Source organism: Streptomyces sp. NPDC019224, assembly GCF_040632605.1.
GTDB lineage: Bacteria > Actinomycetota > Actinomycetes > Streptomycetales > Streptomycetaceae > Streptomyces.
Map to the genome: position 1 here is coordinate 43,394 of NZ_JBEYCF010000008.1, position 23,509 is coordinate 66,902.

The 23,509-nt window shown below is 72.6% G+C and carries 17 protein-coding genes; 10 read left to right on the forward strand and 7 right to left on the reverse strand.

The features are described 5' to 3' along the window. Positions 1 to 212 precede the first annotated feature (212 nt). The 7 genes from ABZ564_RS07425 (at position 213) to ABZ564_RS07455 (ending at position 16,420) form a co-directional block, all read left to right on the forward strand. Positions 213 to 3,782, forward strand: coding sequence for a S8 family serine peptidase (locus ABZ564_RS07425; protein WP_360850984.1), 3,570 nt, complete (start codon positions 213 to 215; stop codon positions 3,780 to 3,782). A gap of 88 nt (positions 3,783 to 3,870) precedes the next feature. Next, positions 3,871 to 7,461, forward strand: coding sequence for a S8 family serine peptidase (locus ABZ564_RS07430; protein WP_360850987.1), 3,591 nt, complete (start codon positions 3,871 to 3,873; stop codon positions 7,459 to 7,461). Between the two features lie 19 nt (positions 7,462 to 7,480). Beyond that, positions 7,481 to 11,071: a S8 family serine peptidase gene (locus tag ABZ564_RS07435; RefSeq protein WP_360850990.1), complete on the forward strand. Its 3,591-nt coding sequence runs from the start codon at positions 7,481 to 7,483 to the stop codon at positions 11,069 to 11,071. A 134-nt stretch (positions 11,072 to 11,205) separates the two neighbouring features. Continuing rightward, on the forward strand, positions 11,206 to 11,655 hold the full coding sequence (locus tag ABZ564_RS07440; RefSeq protein ID WP_360850993.1) for a universal stress protein: 450 nt from the start codon (positions 11,206 to 11,208) through the stop codon (positions 11,653 to 11,655). Further along, positions 11,652 to 12,668: an adenylate cyclase regulatory domain-containing protein gene (locus tag ABZ564_RS07445; RefSeq protein WP_360850996.1), complete on the forward strand. Its 1,017-nt coding sequence runs from the start codon at positions 11,652 to 11,654 to the stop codon at positions 12,666 to 12,668. Before ABZ564_RS07440 ends, ABZ564_RS07445 begins: the two co-directional genes overlap by 4 nt. A 192-nt stretch (positions 12,669 to 12,860) precedes the next feature. Then, positions 12,861 to 15,467, forward strand: coding sequence for a rifamycin-inactivating phosphotransferase (gene rph, locus ABZ564_RS07450; protein WP_360850999.1), 2,607 nt, complete (start codon positions 12,861 to 12,863; stop codon positions 15,465 to 15,467). 38 nt (positions 15,468 to 15,505) lie between these two features. After that, the gene (locus ABZ564_RS07455; RefSeq protein ID WP_360851002.1) at positions 15,506 to 16,420 is read left to right on the forward strand and encodes an NAD-dependent protein deacetylase; all 915 of its coding nucleotides are present in this window, start codon (positions 15,506 to 15,508) and stop codon (positions 16,418 to 16,420) included. Positions 16,421 to 16,492: 72 nt separating this feature from the next. On the opposite strand, the gene ABZ564_RS07460 is transcribed toward ABZ564_RS07455, so the two are convergent. From ABZ564_RS07460 to ABZ564_RS07470, 3 genes are all read right to left on the reverse strand, one after another. Beyond that, a complete protein-coding gene (locus ABZ564_RS07460) occupies positions 16,493 to 16,939 on the reverse strand; it encodes a glutaredoxin domain-containing protein (RefSeq protein ID WP_360851005.1) in 447 nt (148 codons plus the stop codon). 11 nt (positions 16,940 to 16,950) lie between these two features. Further along, the gene (locus ABZ564_RS07465) at positions 16,951 to 17,295 is read right to left on the reverse strand and encodes a hypothetical protein (RefSeq protein WP_360851009.1); all 345 of its coding nucleotides are present in this window, start codon (positions 17,293 to 17,295) and stop codon (positions 16,951 to 16,953) included. Between the two features lie 216 nt (positions 17,296 to 17,511). Continuing rightward, positions 17,512 to 18,075: a hypothetical protein gene (locus tag ABZ564_RS07470; RefSeq protein ID WP_360851012.1), complete on the reverse strand. Its 564-nt coding sequence runs from the start codon at positions 18,073 to 18,075 to the stop codon at positions 17,512 to 17,514. 120 nt (positions 18,076 to 18,195) lie between these two features. Between ABZ564_RS07470 and ABZ564_RS07475 the strand changes: the two genes are divergently transcribed. From ABZ564_RS07475 to ABZ564_RS07485, 3 genes are all read left to right on the forward strand, one after another. After that, the gene (locus tag ABZ564_RS07475) at positions 18,196 to 19,098 is read left to right on the forward strand and encodes a DUF3626 domain-containing protein (protein WP_360851015.1); all 903 of its coding nucleotides are present in this window, start codon (positions 18,196 to 18,198) and stop codon (positions 19,096 to 19,098) included. Between the two features lie 235 nt (positions 19,099 to 19,333). Further along, on the forward strand, positions 19,334 to 19,582 hold the full coding sequence (locus ABZ564_RS07480) for a DUF5133 domain-containing protein (protein WP_360851018.1): 249 nt from the start codon (positions 19,334 to 19,336) through the stop codon (positions 19,580 to 19,582). Between the two features lie 210 nt (positions 19,583 to 19,792). Next, a complete protein-coding gene (locus ABZ564_RS07485; RefSeq protein WP_360851021.1) occupies positions 19,793 to 21,031 on the forward strand; it encodes a cation:proton antiporter in 1,239 nt (412 codons plus the stop codon). Here the strand turns inward: ABZ564_RS07485 and ABZ564_RS07490 are convergent. From ABZ564_RS07490 to ABZ564_RS07505, 4 genes are all read right to left on the reverse strand, one after another. Then, positions 21,028 to 21,588: a YrhB domain-containing protein gene (locus tag ABZ564_RS07490; RefSeq protein ID WP_360851024.1), complete on the reverse strand. Its 561-nt coding sequence runs from the start codon at positions 21,586 to 21,588 to the stop codon at positions 21,028 to 21,030. The two genes, ABZ564_RS07485 and ABZ564_RS07490, sit on opposite strands and share 4 nt — an antisense overlap. 398 nt (positions 21,589 to 21,986) lie before the next feature. Further along, positions 21,987 to 22,757, reverse strand: a complete 771-nt coding sequence (locus tag ABZ564_RS07495; protein ID WP_360851027.1) for a restriction endonuclease — start codon at positions 22,755 to 22,757, stop codon at positions 21,987 to 21,989. A gap of 85 nt (positions 22,758 to 22,842) precedes the next feature. After that, on the reverse strand, positions 22,843 to 23,127 hold the full coding sequence (locus ABZ564_RS07500; RefSeq protein ID WP_360851031.1) for a hypothetical protein: 285 nt from the start codon (positions 23,125 to 23,127) through the stop codon (positions 22,843 to 22,845). A gap of 164 nt (positions 23,128 to 23,291) precedes the next feature. Further along, positions 23,292 to 23,483, reverse strand: coding sequence for a hypothetical protein (locus tag ABZ564_RS07505; protein ID WP_360851034.1), 192 nt, complete (start codon positions 23,481 to 23,483; stop codon positions 23,292 to 23,294). Positions 23,484 to 23,509: the final 26 nt, after the last annotated feature.

Sequence of the window (23,509 nt, forward strand, 5' to 3'; positions counted from 1 at the left end):
TGCCCCCGGACGCGACCCGCGTCCGGGGGCACTCGGCGTTCCGGGGCGTCGCGCCAACCGTCCGGACGGTCGGTTGGCGAGTGGGCGCCATGTCACCAACTCGCCAGGGCTCCGCCCCTGGTGACGGGGTGTACCGCTCCCATACTGCTGTGTGGTCACCGCTTCGTGAACGTCCCACGGCCCCTGGGCGGGCTTCTTGTGAAGGAGAGTGCGTGTTGAGGCAAGTCCCCCCACGACGGCGCACCGTCGTCGCAGCCCTGCTCTCCGGTGTCATGAGCCTGCCATTGATAGGAGTGCTGCCCGCCTCGGCCGCCGCCCCGCCGGAGCCGAGCCTGTACGCGCAGAAGACGGACAGCGCGGTGCGCGAGCAGCTCGACGCCAAGGACCGGGTCACCTTCTGGGTGCAGCTCGGCGAGCAGGCGGACACCTCCGCCGCCCGCGGGAAGGCGAGGAAGGCCGACCGGGGCCGCGCCGTCATCGCGGCCAAGAAGTCGGAGGCCGGCCGGAGCCAGGCGGGTCTCGTCTCGCTGCTCAAGAAGGCGGGCGCGCCCTACACGTCGTACTGGATCGCCAACACGCTCAAGGTGACCGGCGACCGGGACCTCGCCCGGAAGATCGCCGCCCGGTCCGAGGTCGCCGCGATCGAGGAGGACGAACCGCTCGTCCTGCCGCACTCCACGGCCGGCGGCCGGGTGAACACGGTCGAGGGCGTCGAGTGGAACGTCGACCGCATCGGCGCCCCCAAGGTCTGGGACGGTCTCGGCAAGCACGGCGAGGGTGTCGTCGTCGCCAACATCGACTCCGGGGTCGACTACCGCCACCCCGCCCTGGCCGGAAACTACCGTGGCCACCGGGCGGACGGCACGGCCGACCACAACTACAACTGGTTCGACCCTTCCGACGACTGCACCGGTGACAGCCCGTGCGACAACGACGGGCACGGCACCCACACCATGGGCACCATGGCCGGCGACGACGGCACCGGCAACGCCGTCGGGGTCGCACCGGGGGTGACCTGGATGGCGGCGAAGGCATGCGAGAACAACGGGTGCCCGCGTGACGCGCTGCTGGCCGCCGGCCAGTGGATCCTCGCTCCGACCGACCTGACCGGCGCCAACCCGCGACCGGACCTGGCACCGGACATCGTCAACAACTCCTGGGGCTCCAGCACCCTCGACCTCTGGTACAAGGCCACGGTCCAGGCGTGGCGGGACGCGGGCATCTTCGCCTCCTTCTCCAACGGCAACACCGGTCCGAACTGTGTGACGACCGGTGCGCCGGGCGGCTACGACAACGCCTACTCCACCGGCGCCTTCGACAGCAACGGCGACATCGCCGACTTCTCGTCGCGGGGCGCGGGCGAGGGCAGCGGCATCAAGCCCGACCTCGCCGCACCCGGCGTCGACATCCGCTCCGCCTGGCCGGGCGGCGGCTACCAGTCCCTCAACGGCACGTCGATGGCCGCGCCGCACACCGCCGCCACCGTCGCCCTGATGTGGTCGGCCTCGCCCGAGATCCGGGGCGACGTCGTGGAGACCGAGCGCCTGCTCGACACCACCGCGGCCGACACCTTCGACCCCAGCTGCGGCGGCACCGCGGCCAACAACAACGTCTGGGGCGAGGGCAAGCTCGACGCCTACGCCGCCGTGATGGCCACGCCGCGCGGCCCGCTCGGCGCGCTGACCGGCACCGTCACCGCCGACGGCAAGCCCCTCTCCGGGGCGACCGTGCGGCTGGACGGGCCCATGCAGGCGAGCGTGCGCACCGCCGAGGACGGCACGTACGCGCTGAACAAGGCGATGGCCGGTGACTACACGGTGTCCGTCTCGCAGTACGGCTACCTCACCGACAAGGCCGCGGTCACCGTCGTCGCGAACGGGACCGTGACCCGGAACGCCGATCTGAAGCCGGCCCCCACCGGGACGGTGAGCGGCACCGTGCGCGTCAAGGGCGGCCCCGAGGCGGGCGCCGTGCTGGAGGTCTCCGGCACACCCGTCTCCGTGACCACGGGCGCCGACGGCCGCTACTCGCTGGAACTCCCCCTCGGGGGCTACCAGCTGGCCGTCACCCCCGGTGACAAGTGCGCCAAGGCGGTGGCCTTCCCGCTCACGGTCGCCGCGGACCCCGCCGTCACGGATCTCGACCTGCCGGTGCGCACGGACGGCTACGGCACCACCTGCCAGGTCGCCGCCGGCGCCCCGTACCCGACCGGCGGGACCAGGCTGCCGCTGACGGGGGCATCCGGAAGCACCCTCGTGGACCTGCCGTTCCCGGTGGCCCTGTACGGCCACACGTACACCTCCGCGAACGTCACCGTCGAGGGGGCCCTCGCGTTCGGACCCAGCAGCACGACCAACATCAACGAGGAGCTGCCGTTCACCGGTGCTCCGAACGGCGCGCTCTACCCGTTCTGGGACAACTTCCTGATGGACGCGTCGTCCGGCGTCTACACCGCCTTCCGGGGCACCGCCCCGCACCGCGAGTTCGTCGTGGAGTGGCGCAACATGCTGCTCAGCGACAACAAGCCGCAGCGTGTGAGCTTCGCCGCCGTGATGGGTGAGGACGGCGGCTACACCTTCCACTACAAGGACATCGAGGCCGGCGCCGCCGAACGGGGCTCCAGCGCCACGGTCGGCGCCGAGAACCACGACGGCACCGACGCCTTCCAGTACTCCTGCAACGAGATCGCCCTGCGCGACGGCATAAGCATCGCGTTCCGGCCCGCGAAGACCGCGTCCCTCGCCGGCACCGTCACCGACGCCAACGACGGCAAGGCCCTCTCCGGCGCCCGGGTGACCGTGAGCCGTGACGGGGAGACGGTCGGCACCGGCACCTCGGGGCCCGACGGCCAGTACCTGGTGCAGGTCCCGGCCGAGGACCAGGGTGCGTACGAGGTACGGGTCGGCGCACCCCACTACGAGACCACGACGCGTTCGGCGGCCCTCGGCGGCGGTGACGTCTCGCGCGCCGACAGCGCCCTGCGCACCGGCCGGGTGACGGCGTCGCCCGACGACGGGTGGCGGCTGGTCGTCCCGGCGGGTGAGAGCCGCACCCGTACCCTCACCCTCGCCAACGACGGCGCGGCCACCGACTACACCGTCGGGGAGAAGGACGGCGCCGGCTGGCTGACAGCCGCCCCGGCGACAGGCCGGCTGGCCACCGGCGCCACGCAGGAGGTGGAGATCACCTTCGACGCGTCGGCCGCCGCACCGGGCTCCGTCCTGCGCGGCACCCTGCGGGTGGCGTCCGAGAGCGGCCGCGCTCCGGTCCTCGACATCCCCGTGATCGTGGCCGTGCCCGCGTACCGCACCGCGATCGACGCCGGGTCCGCCGCCGCGGTGACCGACTCGGCCGGCGACCTGTGGGCCCCGGACCGGGCGTACGCGGAGGGCTCGTACGGCTACCTCGGCCGCAACGGCACCCTCACGACCCGCCGGACCATCGTCGGGACCGACGAGCAGAAGCTGTTCTCCAGCGCCGCCAAGGGCGCCTACGAGTACCGCTTCGACGGCCTGCCGGACGGCGTGTACCAGGTGGAGCTCGGCTTCGCCGAACTGAGCAGCACCCAGCCCGGCAAGCGGGTGTTCGACGTGCTCGCCGAAGGCGTCCAGGAACTGCCCGACGTCGATGTGGCCCTGGAGGCGGGCGGCACCTACCACGCCATGAACAGGACGTTCACGGTGCGCGTCGACGACGGACAGCTCAACCTGCGGTTCGCGAGTCCGGCCGACCAGCCGATCGTCAACGCCCTGCGCGTCACCCACCGGCCCGACCTGGGCTGACCCCGAACCCTCCGACATGGTGCGGGCCGGCCACCGGTCCGGTCCGCACCCACCTCTGCTCAACACCCTTCGGAAAGAGAGCTCGTACGTGAGACAGACACTCGCGCGACGGCACGGCCTGCTGGCCGCCGCGCTCACCATGGCCCTGGGGGCGCCGCTCCTCGCGGCGGGGCCCTCCGCAGCGGCTCCCCCGCCGCCCCCGGCGAGCGACCTGCGGAGCAAGGCCGACGCCGACGTCGTGCGGCAGCTCGACAAGAAGGACACCGCGACTTTCTGGGTACGGCTGGACTCCCAGGCGGACACCTCGGGCGCGAAGAAGCAGAAGACGAGGACGGGCCGGGACAAGGCCCTGATCGCCGCCAAGAAGAAGCACGCGGCGAGCACCCAGGCCGGCGTCGAGGCGCTGGTGAAGAAGGCGGGTGCGCACTCCACGTCGTACTGGATCAGCAACACCGTCAAGGTCACCGGCGACAAGGCCCTGGCGCAGAAGATCGCGGCCCGTCCCGAGGTCGCCGCCATCGAGCCCGACCGGCTCTTCCAGCTGCCCGACGAGTTCCCCGCCGAGCAGCAGCCCCGGGTCAACGGCGTCGAGTGGAACCTGGACAGCATCAACGCGCCGAAGGTCTGGGACGAGCTGGGTGTGCGCGGTGACGGCATGGTCATCGCCAACATCGACACCGGCGTGGACTACCAGCACTCCACCCTCATGGGCAACTACCGCGGTCTGAAGACCGACGGAACCTACGCGCACGACTACAACTGGTTCGACGCCACCGCGAGTTGCCCGGGTGACGCCCCGTGCGACGACTACGGGCACGGCACCCACACCATGGGCACCATGGTCGGCAACGACCGGGACGGCAACACGATCGGTGTGGCGCCCGGCGCCAAGTGGATCGCCGCGAAGGCGTGCACCCCGGTCGGCTGTTCCCAGGACGCCCTGATGGCCGCCGGCCAGTGGATCCTCGCGCCCACCGACCGCTTCGGCAGCGACCCGCGCCCGGACCTCGCCCCCGATGTCGTCAACAACTCGTGGGGTGGCGACATCATCGACACCTGGTACAAGGACATGGTCCAGGCGTGGCGCGACGCCGGGATCTTCCCCGCCTTCTCCAACGGCAACGCGGGCCCCGACTGCGTCACCGCCGGCTCCCCCGGTGCGTACAACAACGCCTATGCCACCGGCGCCTACGACAACCAGGGCGACATCGCGTACTTCTCCTCCCGGGGCGCCGGTGAGGAGGGGGCGGTCAAGCCGGACATCTCCGCGCCCGGTGTCGACATCCGCTCGGCCGCGCCCGGTGGCGGCTTCGCCGTCATGTCGGGTACGTCGATGGCCTCACCGCACACCACCGCCACCGTGGCGCTGATGTGGGCGGCGTCCCCGGCGATCCGCGGCGACGTCGCGGCCACCGAGCGTCTCCTCGACCGCACCGCCCACGACGCGGACGACACCACGTGCGGCGGCACCCCGGAGAACAACAACGTCTACGGCGAAGGACGGCTCGACGCCTACGAGGCCGTCGCATCCGTGCCGCGCGGGCCGCTCGGTGGTCTCACCGGCACCGTCACCTCCGCCGACGCACCTCTCTCCGGCGCCACGGTGGAACTCGACGGGCCGATGAACGCCCTGGCCGAGACCCGCGCCGACGGCACGTACAGCCTGCCCAAGCTCATGGTCGGCGACTACGAGGTCAAGGTCACCAAGTACGGCTACGTCTCCGCCGAGTCCACCGCCACGGTCACCGAGGGCACCACCGCCACCCGTGACCTGAACCTCGCCCTCGCACCCACGGGCACGCTCTCCGGGACCGTGAGCACGCTGTCCGGCCCCGAGTCCGGCGCGAAGATCGAGGTGGCGGGCGCCCCCGCGAGCACCACCACGAAGACGGGGACCGACGGCAGCTACCGGCTGGAACTGCCCGCCGGTGCCTACCAGCTGACGATCACCCCCGTCGCCCAGTGCGCGACGGCCGGGACGTTCAGCATGCAGGTGTCCCCGGAGGGGATACACAAGGACATCGTGCTGCCCAACCGCAGCGACCGGTTCGGCACCGTCTGCCGCACCACCCAGGACACCGCGTTCCCGACCGGTACGACCCGGCTGAGCACCAGCAGCGACTACGACGGTTCGGCCGCGATCAACTTCCCGTTCCCGGTGGCGCTGTACGGCAAGACGTACACGAAGGCCAGCGCGAACATCGAGGGCTACCTCAGCTTCGAGCAGTCCGTCGGCGTCAACGCCAACCGGACCCTGCCCTTCTCGGGCCTTCCCAACGGCTCGCTCTTCCCGTTCTGGGACAACCTCCAGCTGGCCAACGCCGACGGCGACATGTTCTGGTCGACCCGGGGCACCGCCCCGCACCGCGAAGTGGTCGTCGAGTGGCGGAACATGGTGCCCAGCGCCGACCGCACCCAGCGGCTCGACTTCTCCGCGGTGATCAGCGAGGACGGCACGTACTCGTTCCACTACGCGGGCATCACCGGCACCGGCTACAGCCACGGTGCGGGGGCCACGATCGGCGCCGAGTCCGCGGACGGCACCGACGCCCTGATGTACTCGTACAACGAGGAGTCCGTGCGGGACGGCCTGGCCGTGGAGTTCCTGCCCACCCGCAGCGCCGCCCTGTCCGGAGCGGTCACCGACACCAACGACGGCAAGGCGCTCGCCGGCGCCACCGTCACCGTCGCCCGTGACGGCAAGACCGTCGCCACCGGGACGACCCTGCCGAACGGCACCTACCTGGTGCAGGCGCCGGCGGCCAAGGACAAGGCCGACTACGAGGTCACGGTCGACGCCCCGCACTACACGGCGTACCGGCGCACCATCTCGCTGGCGACCGGCTCCGCGGAGCAGCTCTCGACGGCCCTGGCCACCGGCAAGGTCTCCGTCACCCCGGCCACCGCGACGACCGTCGTCGTCCCCGCCGACGAGAGCCGGCAGCGCACCCTGACCCTCGCCAACTCCGGTGCGGACACCGCGTACACGGTCACCGAGGCGGGTGGCGCCGACTGGTTCGGAGCCGCTCCCGCCGAGGGCCGGCTCACCACGGGCGGTGAACAGGAAGTCGTCCTGACCTTCGACACGCACGGCGTGGCGCCCGGCACCGTCCTCAAGGGCACCCTCGTCATCGCGTCCGACAGCGGCCGCTCCCCCGAGATCAAGATCCCGCTGACCGTTTCCGTGCCCGGCTACCGGACGGCGATCGACAGCGGCGCGGCCAAGGTGTACACCGACACCGCCGGGGAGGTCTGGTCGCCGGACCTCAAGTACACGGCGGGCTCGTACGGGTTCATCGGCCAGTCCACGAAGATGAGCACCACCAACGCCATCGAGGACACCACCGACGACAAGCTCTACCGCACCGCTCGTGAAGGCGCCGTCGAGTACCGCTTCGACAACGTCCCGAACGGCGTCTACCAGATCGAGCTCGACTTCGCGGAGCTGGGCAAGGTGGCCGCCGGAAAGCGCCTCACCGACGTACTGGCGGAAGGCACCGTGCAGCTGCCCGACCTCGACATCGCCGGCACGACCGGCGGCAGTTACCGGGCCCTGGCCAAGTCCTTCACGGTCAGGGTCACCGACGGTCAGCTGAATCTCCGGCTGGTCGCCACCGGCGCGGAGAAGACCCTGGTCAACGCCGTCCGCGTCACCCAGCGACCCGACCTGAGCAGCTGACCACATGAGGAGTTCAGACGTGAACCGACACAGATCCCGGTGGCGGGGGCTGCTCGCCACCGCACTGGCCACAGCGCTGGGAGCACCCTTCCTGGGCGCGCTCCCGGCCGTCGCCGCCGACCCGGAGCCGCACGCGCCGGCCGCCTTGCTGAGCAAGGCGGACGGTGCCCTGATCAAGGACTTCGCGCAGCGCGACAAGGTCTCGTTCTGGGTGCAGCTCGACTCGCAGGCCGACACCTCGGCCGCGGGCAAGGCGGCCACCAAGGCGGGCCGGGGCCGCGCGGTCCTGAAGGCGAAGACCGCGCACGCCAAGAGCTCCCAGCGGGGCCTCCAGTCGCTGCTGAAGCAGGCCGGCGCCTCGTACGAGTCGTACTGGATCAGCAACACCGTCAAGGTGACCGGCAGCGAGGACCTGGCCGCGAAGATCGCGGCCCGCTCCGACGTGGCGTCGATCCAGGCCGACGACCCGGTGCCGCTTCCGCCGACGACGGTGGGCACCGACGAGGCCGGGACCAACGGCATCGAGTGGAACATCGACCGCATCAACGCCCCCAAGGTCTGGAACGAGTACGGGGTGCGCGGCGACGGTGTGGTCATCGCCAGCATCGACACCGGCGTCGACTACCAGCACCCGGCTCTCGCCGCGGCGTACCGGGGTCTGAAGGCCGACGGCACGTACGACCACTCGTACGACTGGTTCGACGCGACCCGCACCTGCGGCAAGGTCGCGCCGTGCGACGACCAGGGCCACGGCACCCACACGGTGGGCACCATGGTCGGCGAGGACGGTACGAGCAACGCGATCGGTGTGGCGCCCGGCGCCCGCTGGATCGCCGCGAAGGCGTGCACCACCCAGGACTGCCCCCGGGATGCGCTGCTCGCCGCCGGGCAGTGGATGCTCGCGCCGACCGACGCCGACGGGGAGAACCCGCGGCCCGACCTCGCACCCGACGTCATCAACAACTCCTGGGGCGCCTTCAGTCTGGACACCTGGTACCAGGCGATGGTCCAGTCCTGGCGGGACGCAGGCATCTTCCCGGCCATGTCGAACGGCAACAACGGACCGGCCTGCGACACGGCTGGTACACCCGGCGCCTACCCCAACTCGTACGCCTCGGGCGCCTTCGACAGCAACAACAAGATCGCGTCCTTCTCGTCCCGCGGCCCCGGCGTCGACGGCACGATGAAGCCGAACATCTCCGCCCCCGGTGTGAACATCCGCTCGGCCGCGCCCGGCGGGGGCTACGCCGCCAAGTCGGGTACGTCGATGGCCTCGCCGCACACCGCCGCCACGGTCGCCCTCCTCTGGTCGGCCGCCCCGGCACTGCGCGGTGACGTCACCGCGACCGAGGCGGTGCTGAACAAGTCCGCGATCGATGTCGACGACACCACCTGCGGCGGCACCGCGGCCTTCAACAACGTCTACGGCGAGGGCCGGCTCGACGCGTACAAGGCCGTCGAGGCGGCGCCGCGCGATCACGTCGGTGCCCTCACCGGCACGGTGACGGCCGCCGGTGACCCGGTCGCCGACGCCGAGGTCTCGCTGACCGGTCCAACCCGGGCGATGCTGACCACGAAGAAGGACGGCACCTACGCCTTCCCTCGGCTGGTGTCGGGCGACTACACGGTGACCGTGACCAAGTTCGGCTACGTCACCGAGTCGGCCCCGTTCACCGTCGCGGACGGTGTGTCCGGCGTGCACGACGCGGCGCTCGCCGACGCCCCCACCGGCACCCTGACCGGCACCGTGCGCAGCGACTCCGGCACCGAGGCGGATGTCGCGTTCAAGGTGCAGGGCACCCCGGTGCGGGCCAGGACCGCGGCCGACGGCACCTACAAGCTGACGCTGCCCGTGGGCAATTACCGGATCCGGCTGACACCGCTCAACCACTGTGCGGCCGCCATCGGCATCGTCGCCGACGTGTCCACGGGCTCGACCACCAAGGACATCGCGCTCGCCTCGCGCGGCGACGCCTTCGGTACCACCTGCCGGCAGGTGGCCGAGGAGTTCCCGACCGGTGAGAGCAAGCTCGCCATCGGGCCGTCGGAGAAGTCCTATTCGGCCGTCACCCCGCCCTTCCCGGTGGCCCTGTACGGGCACACCTACGACAAGGGCTGGATCACCCGTGACGGTCAGCTGATCTTCGGCTACCTCTCGATGTTCGACAACGGCCCGTTGCCGACCAAGGCGCCTGCCAACGGTGCGCTCTCGCCGTTCTGGGACTATCTCGCCATGGACGCCTCCTCGGGCATCTACACGGCGGTCCGCGGCACCGCCCCGCACCGGGAGTACGTCGTCGAGTGGCGGGACATGATGATCGCCCGGGACACCTCGAAGCGCATCGGCTTCGCCGCCGTGCTGAGTGAGGACGGCACGTACACCTTCCACTACAAGGGCATCGAGCCCAGCGAGAAGGGACTCGAGCAGGCCACCGACGCGACCATCGGCGCCGAGAACCACGACGGCACCGACGCGCTGCAGTACTCGTACAACGAGCTGTCGGTACGCGACGGCATGGCGATCCGGTTCCGGCCGGAGGGCCACGCGGTGGTCTCCGGCACGGTGACCGACGCGAACGACGGCAAGCCGGTCGTCGGCGCCGCCGTCACGGTCACCCGTGACGGCGCCACCGTCGGGACCGCCACCACCCGGGCCGACGGCGCCTACCTGACGCAGGTTCCGGTGGGGTCCACCGCTGATCACAAGGTCACGGTCACGGCACCGAACTACGCGACCGCGAGCCGTACCGCCGAACTGGGGAGCCTGTCCGCGCTGCGCACCGAGTCGGCGCTGACCACCGGTGCGGTGCGGGCGGACAACAAGGAGGGCTGGCAGCTCACCGTCCCCGTCGGTCAGCAGCGCGAGCGCACGCTGACGCTCACCAACGACGGCTCGTCCGCCCAGTACACCGTCGCGGAGAAGTCCGGGGCCTCCTGGCTGAAGATCTCCTCCGCCTCCGGCACCCTCGCGGCCGGCGCGCAGCGGGGGGTGACGCTGACGTTCGACACGTCGGCGGCGAAGCCGGGGACCGTGTACAACGGCACGCTGGTGCTCACCTCGCAGAGCGCCCGCGCCCCGACGCTCTCGCTCCCGCTGAAGCTGGTGGTCCCGGCCTATCAGCAGGGGGTCGACACCGGTGCGGACGTCGCCTCGGTGGACGCGCTCGGCGACACGTGGGGCTCCGACCGCTCGTACGCCACGGGCGAGTTCGGCTTCACGGGCGACAACAGCGCGCTGATCTACACCGGTAAGGACATCGCGGGTGCCGGCAGCTCCCAGGCGCAGCAGCTGCTGCGTTCGGGCCGCGAAGGTATCACCGAGTACCGGTTCGACAACGTCCCCTCCGGGGTCTACCAGGTGGAGCTGGGCTTCGCCGAGGTGGCCGGGACGAAGCCGGGCGCGCGCGTGTTCGACGTGCTCGGCGAAGGGGTGGAGAAGGTGCCGAACGTGGACGTGCGCCTGGAGTCGGGCGCCGCCCGCACCGCTCTGTTCAAGAAGTTCACGGTCAAGGTGACGGACGGCCAGTTGAACCTCGGGTTCAAGGCGGTCACCGGCAAGACGTTGGTCAACTCGATCAGGGTGACCCAGCGCCCCGACCTCACGAGCTGAGTCGCCGGGTTCTCGCACACGGGCGGGCCCGCTCCGGAAATCACTCCGGGGCGGGCCCGCCCCGCTCTTGCCCGGGTTCGCGCGGACCCTTACCTTACCCTCTAGTAAGCTTACTTCGGAGTAAGGAGTTTGCCTTGACCGCCTATCGGACTCTGCTGGTCGGCACGGACGGGTCGGAATCGTCGTTCGCGGCGGTCGAGGCCGCCGCGCGGCTCGCCGCGGTGTGCGGGGCCGAGCTCGTGATCACCTGCGCTTACGCACCCCTGCGGGGCCCCGAACTCGCGCTCGCGAAGGATCAGTTGGGCCCGGAGGCGTACCAGGTGGTGGGCTCGGCGCCGGCCGAGGAGACCTTGCGGACCGCCAAGGACCGGGCCCGTCTGCAGGGGGCGGCCGAGGTGCGTTCGGTCGCCGTGGAGGGTGAGCCGGTTCCCGTACTCGTACGGACCGCCCGGAAGTGCTCGGCCGACCTCCTGGTGGTCGGGAACCGCGGGCTGCGTTCGCTGGCGGGACGTCTCCTCGGCTCCGTGCCCGCCGACGTCGCCAGGAAGGCCGGCCTCGACGTGCTGATCGTGCACACCACGTGAGCGCCGGGCCGGACGGCGCGGGGCCCGGGTCCGTCGAGGAGGCGCTGCTGGGCGGGGACCGGATCTGGACGAGGCGCGAGGTCGCCGAGCGGGCCGGGGTGGAGTTCGAGCGCGCCGTACGGGTGTGGCGCGCACTCGGGTTCCCGGCGGTCGACGACGACGCCAGGGTGTTCACCGAGGCCGACGTGGAGGCCCTGCGCGCGGGGGAACGCCTCATCGCGGCCGGGCTCGTCACCGAGCACGGGGAGACGATGATGGCCCGCGCCCTCGGCCACCACCTCTCCCGGCTCGCGGACTGGCAGGTGCACACCCTGCGGGACTGGACGGGCCGCGACGAGGGCCCTTCGCCCGGCCGGGACGCCCTGCTGGACCACATGGCGGCGCTGCTGCCGGAGATCGAACGTGTCCAGCGCCACGTCTGGCGCCGGCACCTGGTGGCGTACGCCGGACAGGCGCGGGCCGAGGGCCGGGAGGACGGTGCGGCGCCGGGTGCGGCCGGCGACGGTACGCATGTCCGGGACAGGGCGGTCGGGTTCACCGACATGGTGGGCTACACCCGGATGACCCGGGGCCTGGACGGCGCCGAACTGGTGTGCGTGCTCGACCGGTTCGAGACCATGACCGGCGATGTGGTGGCCGAGGGCCGGGGGCAGGTGGTGAAGACCATCGGGGACGAGGTGCTCTTCGTCTGCGAGTCCGCGGCCGGGGCCGCCGAGATCGGTCTGGAGCTGACGGACCGTGCCACTGCGGACCCGAGACTGCCGCAGGTGCGCACCGGGCTGGCCCACGGCCCTGTCATCGGCCGCTTCGGTGACGTCTACGGCGCGGCGGTCAACCTCGCGGCCCGGCTCACGGCGGTGGCCCGCCCCGCGTCCGTGCTGGTGAACACCGCGCTCGCCGGCGAGCTGGCGGGGACGGCGGCGTACGCGCTGAGGCCGCTGCGTCCGGTGTCGGTACGCGGATACAGCCGACTGCGGCCGGTGCTCCTGCGGAGGGCCGGGCCGGTTTCGTAGCCGACGGGGTGACCGGGTACGCGTGCCGCTCGCGTACGGCCCGCCCGGCGCGGCGTACAAAAGCAGAAGCGGGGAGAACTCTCTCCCCGCCGTACCCAACCTATAGCCCACCGGGGGGCTTGCGGCAAGGGCCGGGGGGTGCCGCACAATCATCGGCCTGACCACCCCGACCTGCGGAAATGAGGACGCTGCGTGCGTGAGCGGTACGTGTGGGATCTGGACGAGGCCGACGAGTCGCAGCTCGCGGTCGTCGGGGGCAAGGGCGCGCACCTGGGCGCGCTGTCACGGATCGGGGGCGTCCGGGTGCCGGACGGCTTCTGCGTCACGACGGACGCCTTCCGGCGCGTCGTGACCGCGGCGCCGGCGGTCGAGGAGAGCCTCGGCCGGCTGGCGCGGGTGGATCCTGACGACCGGGAGGCGGTTCGCGCCCTGAGCGCCGGGATCCGCCGGATCATCGAGGGCCTGCCCCTGCCGGACGAGCTGGTGGCGGCGGTCGCCGGGGCGCTGGCGCGGCACGGCGGGGAGGCGGCGTACGCCGTGCGGTCCAGCGCGACGGCGGAGGATCTGCCGACGGCCTCCTTCGCCGGCCAGCAGGACTCGTATCTGAACGTCGTGGGTCCGGACGCGGTTCTCCGCCACATCAGCCGGTGCTGGGCCTCGTTGTTCACCGAGCGGGCCGTGACGTACCGCCGGCGCGGCGGCATCGACGACCGTGCGGTCCACATGGCCGTGGTCGTGCAGCGGATGGTCTTCCCGCAGGCGTCGGGCATCCTCTTCACGGCCGATCCCGTGACGGGCGACCGGAAGAACGCCACGGTGGACGCCGGTTTCGGGCTCGGCGAGGCCCTGGTGTCCGGTCTGGTGAACCCGGATGTCTTCACGGTGCGCGACGGCGAGGTCGTCGGCAGGGCGATCGCCGCCAAGCAGCGAGCGATCGAGGCGCTGGAAGGCGGTGGCACGCGGACAGTGCCGGTCGACGCGCGGCGGCAGGAGCGGCCCGCGCTGACGGACGAGCAGGTCCTGCGGCTCGTGCGGATCGGGCGGCGGATCGAGGAGCGCTTCGGCCGCCCGCAGGACATCGAGTGGTGCCTCGTCGACGACGGGTTCCGGATCGTCCAGAGCAGGCCGATCACGACGCTGTTCCCCGTCCCCGAGGCAAAGGACGACGAGAACCACGTCTACGTCTCCGTCGGGCATCAGCAGATGATGACCGACGCGATGAAGGCCCTGGGGCTGTCGATGTGGCGGCTCACGGCCATGGCTCCGATGCTGGAGGCCGGCGGGAGGCTGTTCGTCGACGTCACCCGGCGCCTGGCCTCGCCCTCGGTCCGGGCCGGCCTCCTGGACCTGATGGGCAAGGGCGACCCGCTGGTCAGGGACGCCCTGGAGACCGTCCTCGACCGTCCCGGCTTCGTGCCCTCGCTCCCCGAGCCGGACCCGGCGCCCGCCGCGCCGCCGGTCACCGGTGGACCCGCCCCGGTCAAGACCGATCCGGCCGTCGTCCGCGGGCTGATCGCGCGCAGCGAGGCATCCGTCGCCGCGCTGGAGCGCGATATCCGGACGCGGTCCGGGCCGGCGCTGTTCGACTTCCTGGCAGCCGCCTTCGACGAGCACAAACGCGTGCTCGGCGACCCCGTGAGCATGCAGGCGATCATGGCCGGCATGGAGGCCACCTGGTGGCTCAACGACATGCTGTGGGAGTGGCTGGGCGAGAAGAACGCGGCCGACACGCTCACCCTGTCCGCCCCCGGCAACGTGACCTCGGAGATGGGCCTCGCACTGCTCGACGTCGCGGACGCGATCCGCCCGCATCCGGAAGCGGTGGCGTACCTGCGGGACGTCGGGGACGACGAAGGGTTCCTGGACGGCCTGGCGAAGGTCGCGGGCGGCGCGGAGGCGCGCGACGCCATCGAGGCGTACCTCGCCCGGTACGGCATGCGGTGCGTCGGCGAGATCGACATCACGCGGCCGCGCTGGAGCGAACGCCCCACCACGCTCGTGCCGGTGATCCTCGACAACGTGCGGCTCTTCGGACCCGGGGCCGCCGCGCAGCGCTTCGAGGAAGGGCGGCAAAAGGCCCTGGCGAAGGAGCGGGACGTGCTCACCCGCCTGCGGGCCCTACCGGACGGGGACCGGAAGGCCGACGAGACCAAACGAATGATCGACCGGGTCCGGACGTTCATCGGGTACCGGGAGTACCCGAAGTACGGCATCGTCCGCCGCTACTTCGTCTACAAGCAGGCCCTCATGCGGGAGGCCGACCGCCTGGTGGACGCCGGGGCGCTCGCCGACCGGGAGGACGTCTTCCACCTCACCTTCGAGGAGTTCCGTGAGGCGGTGCGCACGAACGAGGTGGACGAGGGGCTGATCCGGCGGCGCAGGGAGGCGTTCCGGGCGTACCGCGCGCTCACCCCGCCCCGGGTGCTCACGTCGGACGGTGAGGCGGTGAACGGGGCGTACCGGCGCGACGACGCGCCGGACGGGGCGCTGAACGGCCTGCCGGTTTCCGCCGGGACCGTCGAGGGAAGGGCCCGCGTCGTCCTCGATGTGTCCGAGGCCGATCTGGAGGAGGGCGACATCCTGGTCACCACCTTCACGGACCCCAGCTGGTCGCCGTTGTTCGTCGGGATCGCGGGGCTGGTGACGGAGGTGGGCGGCCTGATGACGCATGGCGCGGTGATCGCCCGGGAGTACGGCCTGCCGGCCGTGGTGGGCGTGGACCGGGCGACCCGGCTGATCCGGGACGGGCAGCGCATCCGCCTGCACGGCACCGACGGGTACGTGGAGCTGTTGTCGTGACGGCGAGCGGTGGGAGGCCCGTTCCGTACTCTGGAGGCATGCGTATGCGCCCCACTCTGAGCTGGACTCCCACCGAAGGGCTGCCCCCGGCCACCACTGATCTGGAGCCCGTCGTCGACGCGCTCGGCACCGGCGGGGTGCTGGTGCTGAGCGGGGCCGGCATCTCGACGGACTCCGGCATCCCCGACTACCGGGGCGAGGGCGGAAGCCTCAGCCGGCACACCCCGATGACGTACCAGGACTTCACCTCCGGTGCCCGGGCCCGGCGCCGGTACTGGGCGCGCAGCCACCTCGGCTGGAAGACGTTCCGGCGCGCCCGCCCGAACGCCGGTCACCGGGCGGTGGCCGCGTTCGGGCGCGGCGGTGCGCTCGCCGGGGTAATCACCCAGAACGTCGACGGTCTGCACCAGGCCGCCGGCAGCGAGGGCGTCGTGGAACTCCACGGGGGCCTGGACCGGGTCGTCTGCCTGACCTGCGGCACCTTCGTCGCGCGGGCCGAGGTCGCCCGGCGGCTGGAGGAGGCCAATCCCGGGTTCCAGCCGGTGGCGGCCGGGGTGAATCCGGACGGCGACGCCGATCTCACCGACGAGCAGGTCGGGGACTTCCGGGTGGTGCCGTGCGAGATCTGCGGCGGCGTCCTCAAGCCGGACGTGGTGTTCTTCGGCGAGAGCGTGCCCCCGGCGCGGGTCGAGCACTGCCGCGAGCTGGTGCGCGCGGCGACCTCGCTCCTGGTTCTCGGGTCCTCGCTGACGGTGATGTCCGGGCTCCGGTTCGTCCGGCAGGCGGCCCAGGCCGGAAAGCCGGTGCTCATCGTCAACCGGGAGCCGACCCGGGGTGACGGCCAGGCCGTCACCCGCATCGGGCTCCCGCTCGGGCCGGCCCTGGGGACGGTGGCGGAGCGGCTGGGACTGCGCGTCGAGGACGCGGCCGGCCGGGACGCGCCGGGGGCATGACGGCGAGGGCCTTGACCGCCCCGGCCGGGCCGGTCTCCGCGGCGTGGCCGTACGGTACGGGCCTGCGGCCCGTCAGCCGCGGCGCGCGGTGGGGGCGAGCTGTTCGCGTACCCAGGCCGGGTCCGGGTTGGTGTGGGGCCTGCCCGCCACGACGACCGTCGGAACGGTCTCGTTGCCGTCGTTGGCCGCCCGCACCTCGGCGGCGGCCTCCGGGTCACGCCAGATGTCGACCCAGTGCAGCCTGCGGGCGCGTCGGCGCAACCGGAATCGCAGCCGCAGGCAGTAAGCGCAGCCCGGCCGCCAGAACACGATCGGGCGGCCGTCGACCGCGCTGCGGCGGCGGGCCTCCGCCGCACTGATCGACCGGGGGAAGGCCAGGGGCGAGTTCAGGACCGCGACCAGCGCGAAGGCCGACAGGAGAACGACCGCCTCGCGGGTGCTCCCCCGGACGAGCGGCACGACCGCGAGGGCCGCACCGGAGGCGAGGAACAGGACCGGAAGCAGCCAGGCACGCGTCATGGCGCCCCAGGCTACCGATGCGCCGGCATGCCCGGCCGACCGGGCCGTCGCGGCCACCACCGGCGCAGCCGTCCCGGCGTCCCGGGGCCGCCCGGCTCAAGGTCCGGCAGCGGCGGGTCCCCGTAGGTCCGGGCGGTGCGCTCCGGTTCCAGGCCGACGCGGCCGGGGTGGACGCAGACCGGGGTCCGGGTGTCGACGGTGTACCGGAACCCGTCCGCCGCGTCGAACGGCCAGTCCCTGCTGGGCCGGTCCGCGACGAGGAAGCCGGCGCGCGGAAACCGCAGTGCGGGGCAGAACCAGCAACACGGGTAGTCCGACTCCGGGTCGATGAAGGGCGCCTGGGCGTCGTCGTCCATATCCCGGGAAGGTAGCGCACGGCGGGTCGGGCGGGCTTGTCGCCCCGGGGTCGAGGCCCCCATCGCCCACGTGCGCGGGCACGGTCGCAACGCCACCACCCGCATGAAGGTGAGCGACCCCATCGCCCACGTGCGCGGGCACGGTGGACTCGTAGCCCTGCCCCGGTGGACCGGCCCGGCCTCGAACCGGGCTGAGGGCCGGCCCGGTCCGCGGCATCACGGCGTCGCCGGCGGCCCGGAGGCGGGACGCCGGTCGTCCGGCCGGGGCACGGCGCGGGAGACGGCCCCCGGCACGCCGAGGCTGGCCCGTGCGTGCTCGACGTAACGGTCCCGCGCCTGCCGGAACTGCAGATACGCCTGGCCCCAGTCCTGTTCGGCCGACGGGTCGACGCCCCTGGCCAGCCCTTCCAACCGCCACAGGCACTGGTCCACGGACTTGGACGCGGTGTTGGCCTCCGTGTCGCCGAGCAGACCGAGGGTTTCCGACAGTGCGGAGCGACGCGCCTCCAACTGGCTCACCTCAGCGATTACTTCGGGTGTCGCCTCCACAGGAACGGGACCGGTCGTGAGTCCCCGGCCGGCCGCGAGCATCTGGTAGCGCGCCGCCAACTCCTTGACCGCGTGGGCGTACTCGGCGTAGGCCGTCAGGCGGTGCTCGTCCCACCGGACGGATTGCTGCCTGCGCCATCTCGTACGCTCGTTGGCGCTGGTCACCAGGAACGAGGTGACGGCGCCCAGGGCGACGCCCGCGAGCGGCAGTATCTGTGCGGTCAGACTCACGAAGGCCCCCGGTCGGTCGTGTTGCACGGCGGAGAAACCATAGCGGCCCGGCCCCCCGCCGCCCGCTCAGCGGTGTATATCTCCGTGCGCCCGTCGGCCGCTTGCGGGAACACTGTGCCGATGAGCTCACCTTCCCTCCCCACGCCCCAGCGGCGTGCCCTCGCCCATGTCGCGTCGCTGTCCTCGGGGCCCGCGGTGGCCCCGGACGTACGCGTGACCCTCAACTTCCACCCGGACCGGCTGCTGGATGGCAGGCCGATACTGGAGGCGATGGCCGCGACCGGTGTCTACTCCTCGCAGTTCGTGACCGGCACGAGCAACGGCGGCCTGACGGCCCATCCGGGCGGTGACCGGTGGCGCTGGGAGAGCAGGATCTTCGGTGGCGCGTACGACGGCGCACCGGCCGGGGAGCGGCCCGTCTACGGGGCGTTGAACTTCCGCCGGTACGCGGCCGGCGGGGCGCCGAGGTTCGGCTCCGCGCACTTCCGGCTGGGCGCCGGGGTGTTGGAGCGTACGACCTTCTGCTATCCGGACAGTTTCCTCGAACCCACGGACTTCGGGGTCGCCGCGAGCATGGGCCTGATCACCCTCGCGCTGGCCGATGAGCAGGACGTGCTCGACGACTACATCGAAGCGCAGGTCCACGGGCCGGTCCGCCCGGACCGCCATGTGGAGGCCCTGGTCCTGGACCCCTGCTACCGGGGCACCGACGTGGAGGCGGCAGCCGGGCGCCTGGACTGTCCGGTGGAGTGGCACCCCGGGTTCCGGCTCACGGCGGACGAGCTGCGCCGGCATCCCGGCTACCGGGGGCAGGAGTACGTGGACCTGGGCGCGGCCATCGCCGTGGACGGCGTCCTCGACCCCCGTATCGTCGGGGACGCGGCGCTCACGGGGCGTTTCGATCCTCAGGCGGTCAAGAAGGTGTGGCACTGCCTGGCACGTTTCGGCTTCCCGTACGAGGGCCGGAGCGCGGCACTCACCGGGTCGTCGGGCGCGACGGTACCGGCGGGGAAGGACGGATGACCGGGGGGCCTGCCGTGCGGGGTTGGCTGTCCACATCCGCAGGGCGGCCACCCCGGTCATGGGGCACGTGTGCCCCATAGCGGCGTTGTCACCGGTGACGCGGGAATTCTTCTTCGGCCGAAAACGGTTGGAATGGTCTGCGTATGACGGGGAATCCGATGATCGTCGTGAGCGACGCCCCTGCCCCGGCCGCCCCATCGGCTCGGGAGGGCCAGTTCAGTAGGAGGAGTTGGCTGTGCTGCTTCCCACGCCCGCGGATCTGCGTGCCGCGCTGTCCCGTTATGCCGACGCGGTGATCGAGGACGAGCGCCGTTCCACCCCGGAGACCATCCGGCAACGGGAGGACACCGCGTACACCCTGTGCGTCATGACGGGCGTCAGTGACGTGCGCGAGGCCCTGAGCACCGCCGACGCCCTGCTGAGCCGCGGCGCCCCGGCCACGGAGGCCGACCGGGCCGCCCACTCGGGGGCCGTCCCCGTCTGAGGGCCGCGCGGCGGGTGGCAGCGGCCGCCGGCGCCCGGGAGATCCGGGCCGCGCGGCGGCCGACGTGTCTCCGCCTCCGGATCCAGGTGCGCCCGCGCCCCTGCACCCGTGGGTATGGGAGCCGGGCCGCCGGGTACCCGGGATTCCTCCCGCCGCATACGAGACCGGCGTGGTCGGCCGCGGCCGACCCGATGGAGGACGCGGTACAGGATGACCTTGGTGCACGGCATATACGCGGCTGCGGGGATCGGCATCCTGATGGCCGCCGTCCTTCCCCCGCTCGTCCGTCGGCGTCCCTTCTCGATGCCCATGGTGTTCCTCGTGGCGGGTGCGGCGATCGCCCTGCTGCCGCTCGGCGTGCCCGTCGTGGACCCCGTACGGGGCCGGGTGTGGGTCGAGCATGTGACGGAAATCTGCGTGATCGTCTCGCTGATGGGGGCCGGGCTCGCGATCGACCGGCCTTTCGGATGGCGCACCTGGGCGGGGGCGTGGCGCTTCCTGGGGCTTGCCCTGCCGCTCACCGTCGCCGGTGTGGCTCTGCTCGGCGTGTGGCTCATGGACTGGCCCCCGGCGGTGGCCCTGCTGCTGGCCGGTGCGCTGGCGCCCACCGATCCGGTGCTGGCGGCGGAGGTGCGGGTCGGGGAGCCGACGAGCGGGGACGACGAGGAGGACGAGGAGGAGGTGCGGTTCACGCTCACCTCCGAGGCCGGTCTCAACGACGGGCTCGCGATGCCGTTCGTGCTGGCCGCCGTGGCACTGGCGGCGACCGCGGGCGACGGCTGGTCGGCGGGGTGGGTCGGCCACTGGCTGCTGGCCGATGTGCTGGTGCGGGTGGCGGTCGGACTGGTCGCGGGGGTGGCCGTGGGGCGACTGCTCGGCCGGCTGTTCTTCCGCTCGGGGCACTTCCGCCTCTCGCGGCAGATGGAGGGTTTCACCGCGCTCGGGGCCACGTTCACCGCGTACGGGCTGACCGAGTTGCTCCACGGATACGGATTCCTCGCGGTGTTCGTCGCGGCGTGCACCATCCGGGGCGCCGAGCGCAGCCACGGCTACCACCAGGTGCTGCACGGTTTCAGCGAACAGATCGAGCGGCTGCTGACCGCCGTGCTCCTGTTCCTGCTGGGCGGCTACCTGGTCGCCGACGGACTGAGGGACCTCCCGTGGCAGGGGGCGCTCCTCGCCCTCGCCCTCGTCCTGGTGATCCGCCCGGCGGCCGGCGCCGCCGCCCAGTTGGGCTTCCCGGCCGGGCGGCGCGAGCGGGCGGTCACAGCCCTGTTCGGCATCCGGGGCATCGGTTCGCTCTTCTACCTGGCGTACGCGCTCGGAGAAGGTCCCTTCACGCGGTACGCGGACGAGCTGTGGGTGGTGACGGCGTTCACGGTCCTGGTCTCCGTGCTCCTGCACGGCGCGACGGCGACCCCGGTCATCCGGCGCCTGGACAGCCCCTAGGGTGCGCGGCCCGGCCGGACCGTCTCCACCATTTCGACCGGGTGGATGGGCTCCACCAGCTCCGCCGTCGCGGCGGCCACGAAGTGCGCGGACGGCTCGCCGTCCAGCAGGGTGCGCGCGTAATCGGCGGCCGCCGAGGGCGACATGCCCGGCAGCTTCCGGCGCAGCAACCGCACCGCCTGCAGCCGCCCGTGCTCGGCGGCGGCCGCCCGTACGGTGTCGTGGAGGTCGTCCACCGCGGTCCGGACGGGCAGTCCCCGGATCCGGCCGCGGTAGTCGTCCATCCACGCTCCGGACATCGCCGAGACGGCGCCGATGCGGTGCAGGCTCCCGTCGACGCGGTCGACCAGATACGGTCCGATGCCCAGCAGCATGTCCCTGAAGGCCCCGGTCCGCAGGTACTCCACGGACTGCCAGGAGACGATCCACACCAGCTCGTGTTCCTCGACGTCGGCCACGGCGAGGGCCGGCTGCTCCACGCCCTTGGCCAGCCACTCGCGGTGTTCGCGCTCCAACTGCTCCTCGACGAGGCGCACCGCCTCTTCTCGCTCGATCACCTCCGGAGCCTCCCGCACGCGCCCGTCCCGCGTCCATTCGGTCCGCGAAGCCACCGCCGTACGGGTCCTGGCGGCCCAGCCCGCGGGCAGCAGGATGCCCAGGTGGCGATCACGAGGCCGCCGAGGACGAGCGGGAGCACCCCGGCCGAGGAGCGGACCGCGAGGACGGAATCGGGGATGCGCCCGCATCCTCGCCGAGCTGGGGTCTGCGGGACCGGGTTCAGGCGGTCGTCGTCGCGTACGAGACGGGGCTGATCAGCGTGGGCGAACGGGAGGCGGCCGAGGGGGACGAGAGGGACGACGAGACCGGACCGGAAGCACCGACCGTGTTGCCGTAGCCTCCCTCGACCGCTCAACAGGGGTTCAGCCGCCCGGCGTCCGGGTTGCGGCGGGGCGTCTCAGGCCGTGTCCAGCATCGCCGGGCCCCAGGGGGCCGCGCCCGAGCCCTCCGCCCAGGCCGTGAGCGAGGCGCCGTCCACGCACCGGATCCCGCACGCCTCCGCGTACTCCAGTGCCGGCGCGGTGAATTCGCTGGTCGTCACCACGGCGGCGAGCTGCGCGCCGTGGACCGTCCAGCAGGTGCCGCCGAAGCGCTGGAGGTCCTGGGAGCCCACTTTGTGCTCGGGGCCGTACTGCTTGCACTGCACGACGACGCGGCGGCCGTCGGGAGCGGTCGCGAGGACGTCGGCGCCCAGGTCGCCGGCCCCGCCGACCACCTCGACCTGCCGGCAGCCGTCCCGCTCGCACAGCGCGGCCACGGCCGCCTCGAAGCCGTCGGGGTCGAGGGCGGTGAAGTCGGGGGCGGGCGGCGGGAGTACGGCGGTGAGCCCGTCGTGCGCGTCGGTGGGGGCCGGCAGGGCCTGGGCGGCGGGGGACGCTTCGGGGACGGCCTCTTCGCCGGCGGGCGGGGTCATGCCGGAGCGGGCCGCCCGGCGCAGCTCACGGGCGCGGGGCATGGCCCGGAACAGGACGTAGAGCACCGGCAGGGCGAGCAGCGCCAGCAGCACGGCGGTGACGGGATGGGCTCCGGCCCAGTGCCCGAAGCGGACGAAGAGCAGGGCCGCGGCGCCGATCAGGGCACCGGCCAGGGCGAGGGTGAGCAGAGGGCTCCGCAGTGGGGCCGTGGCGCGGGGGCGGGGCGTGGCGCTGCTCGTTCTGCGTATCGGCACGGTGTCTCCTCGGGCAGGTCGCGGACGTCATCACCTGCCGTGTGCCCCGGACCGCGCCGTCCATGATCAGCGAGCGGAGGCCGTGTCAGGCGCCCCGGTGCCGGTCGAGGACCTCGGGGCACCGCTCGAAGCCCGCCGACAGGTGCGCGAAGGCCCCCGGCGATGGAGGCCGGGATGCGGACCAGCGCGCTCGGCGGGCCCGGCTGCCGGAGCGCGGCCGCCGCGCTCCGGGTGATCGCCCGGCCGTGACCCCGGCGGCGGTGGTGAGCCGCACCGGGCCGGGCCCGTCGAGTTCCTCCGGCCGGTCCCGCAGCGCGTCCGCCACCGCTCCCAGCCGGTCGGCGTCCGGCGGGGCGAGTGCGCTCGTCATGTCCCCGATCCCCCGCCGCGAGGGCGGCCCGCACCCGGTTTCCGGGTCTCGGGGCCGAAGTCCGTCCGCGCGACCGGGAGTTCGCCGCAGTCGTACGCGTAGGGCCAGGCCGTGGCCTTCTCGTAGAAAAGGCGGATGCCGACCGGCATCATCAGGTCGCGCACTCACCGGCCGAGCGGACCCGCCGTCTTGGAGTCGCGGTTGCCCGCCGCCGACCTGACCATCCTGGCGAGCCGGTCAGAGCGGGCGGCATCGTACGCCGCGAGGGCGGCCGGAACGGAGGGCTCCGCGCCCAGTGACCGGGCGAGCGCGAGGGCGTCCTCCAGGGCCATCGACGCGCCCTGCGCGGCGCCCACGGGGTGGTCGGCGCGCTTCCGCGACT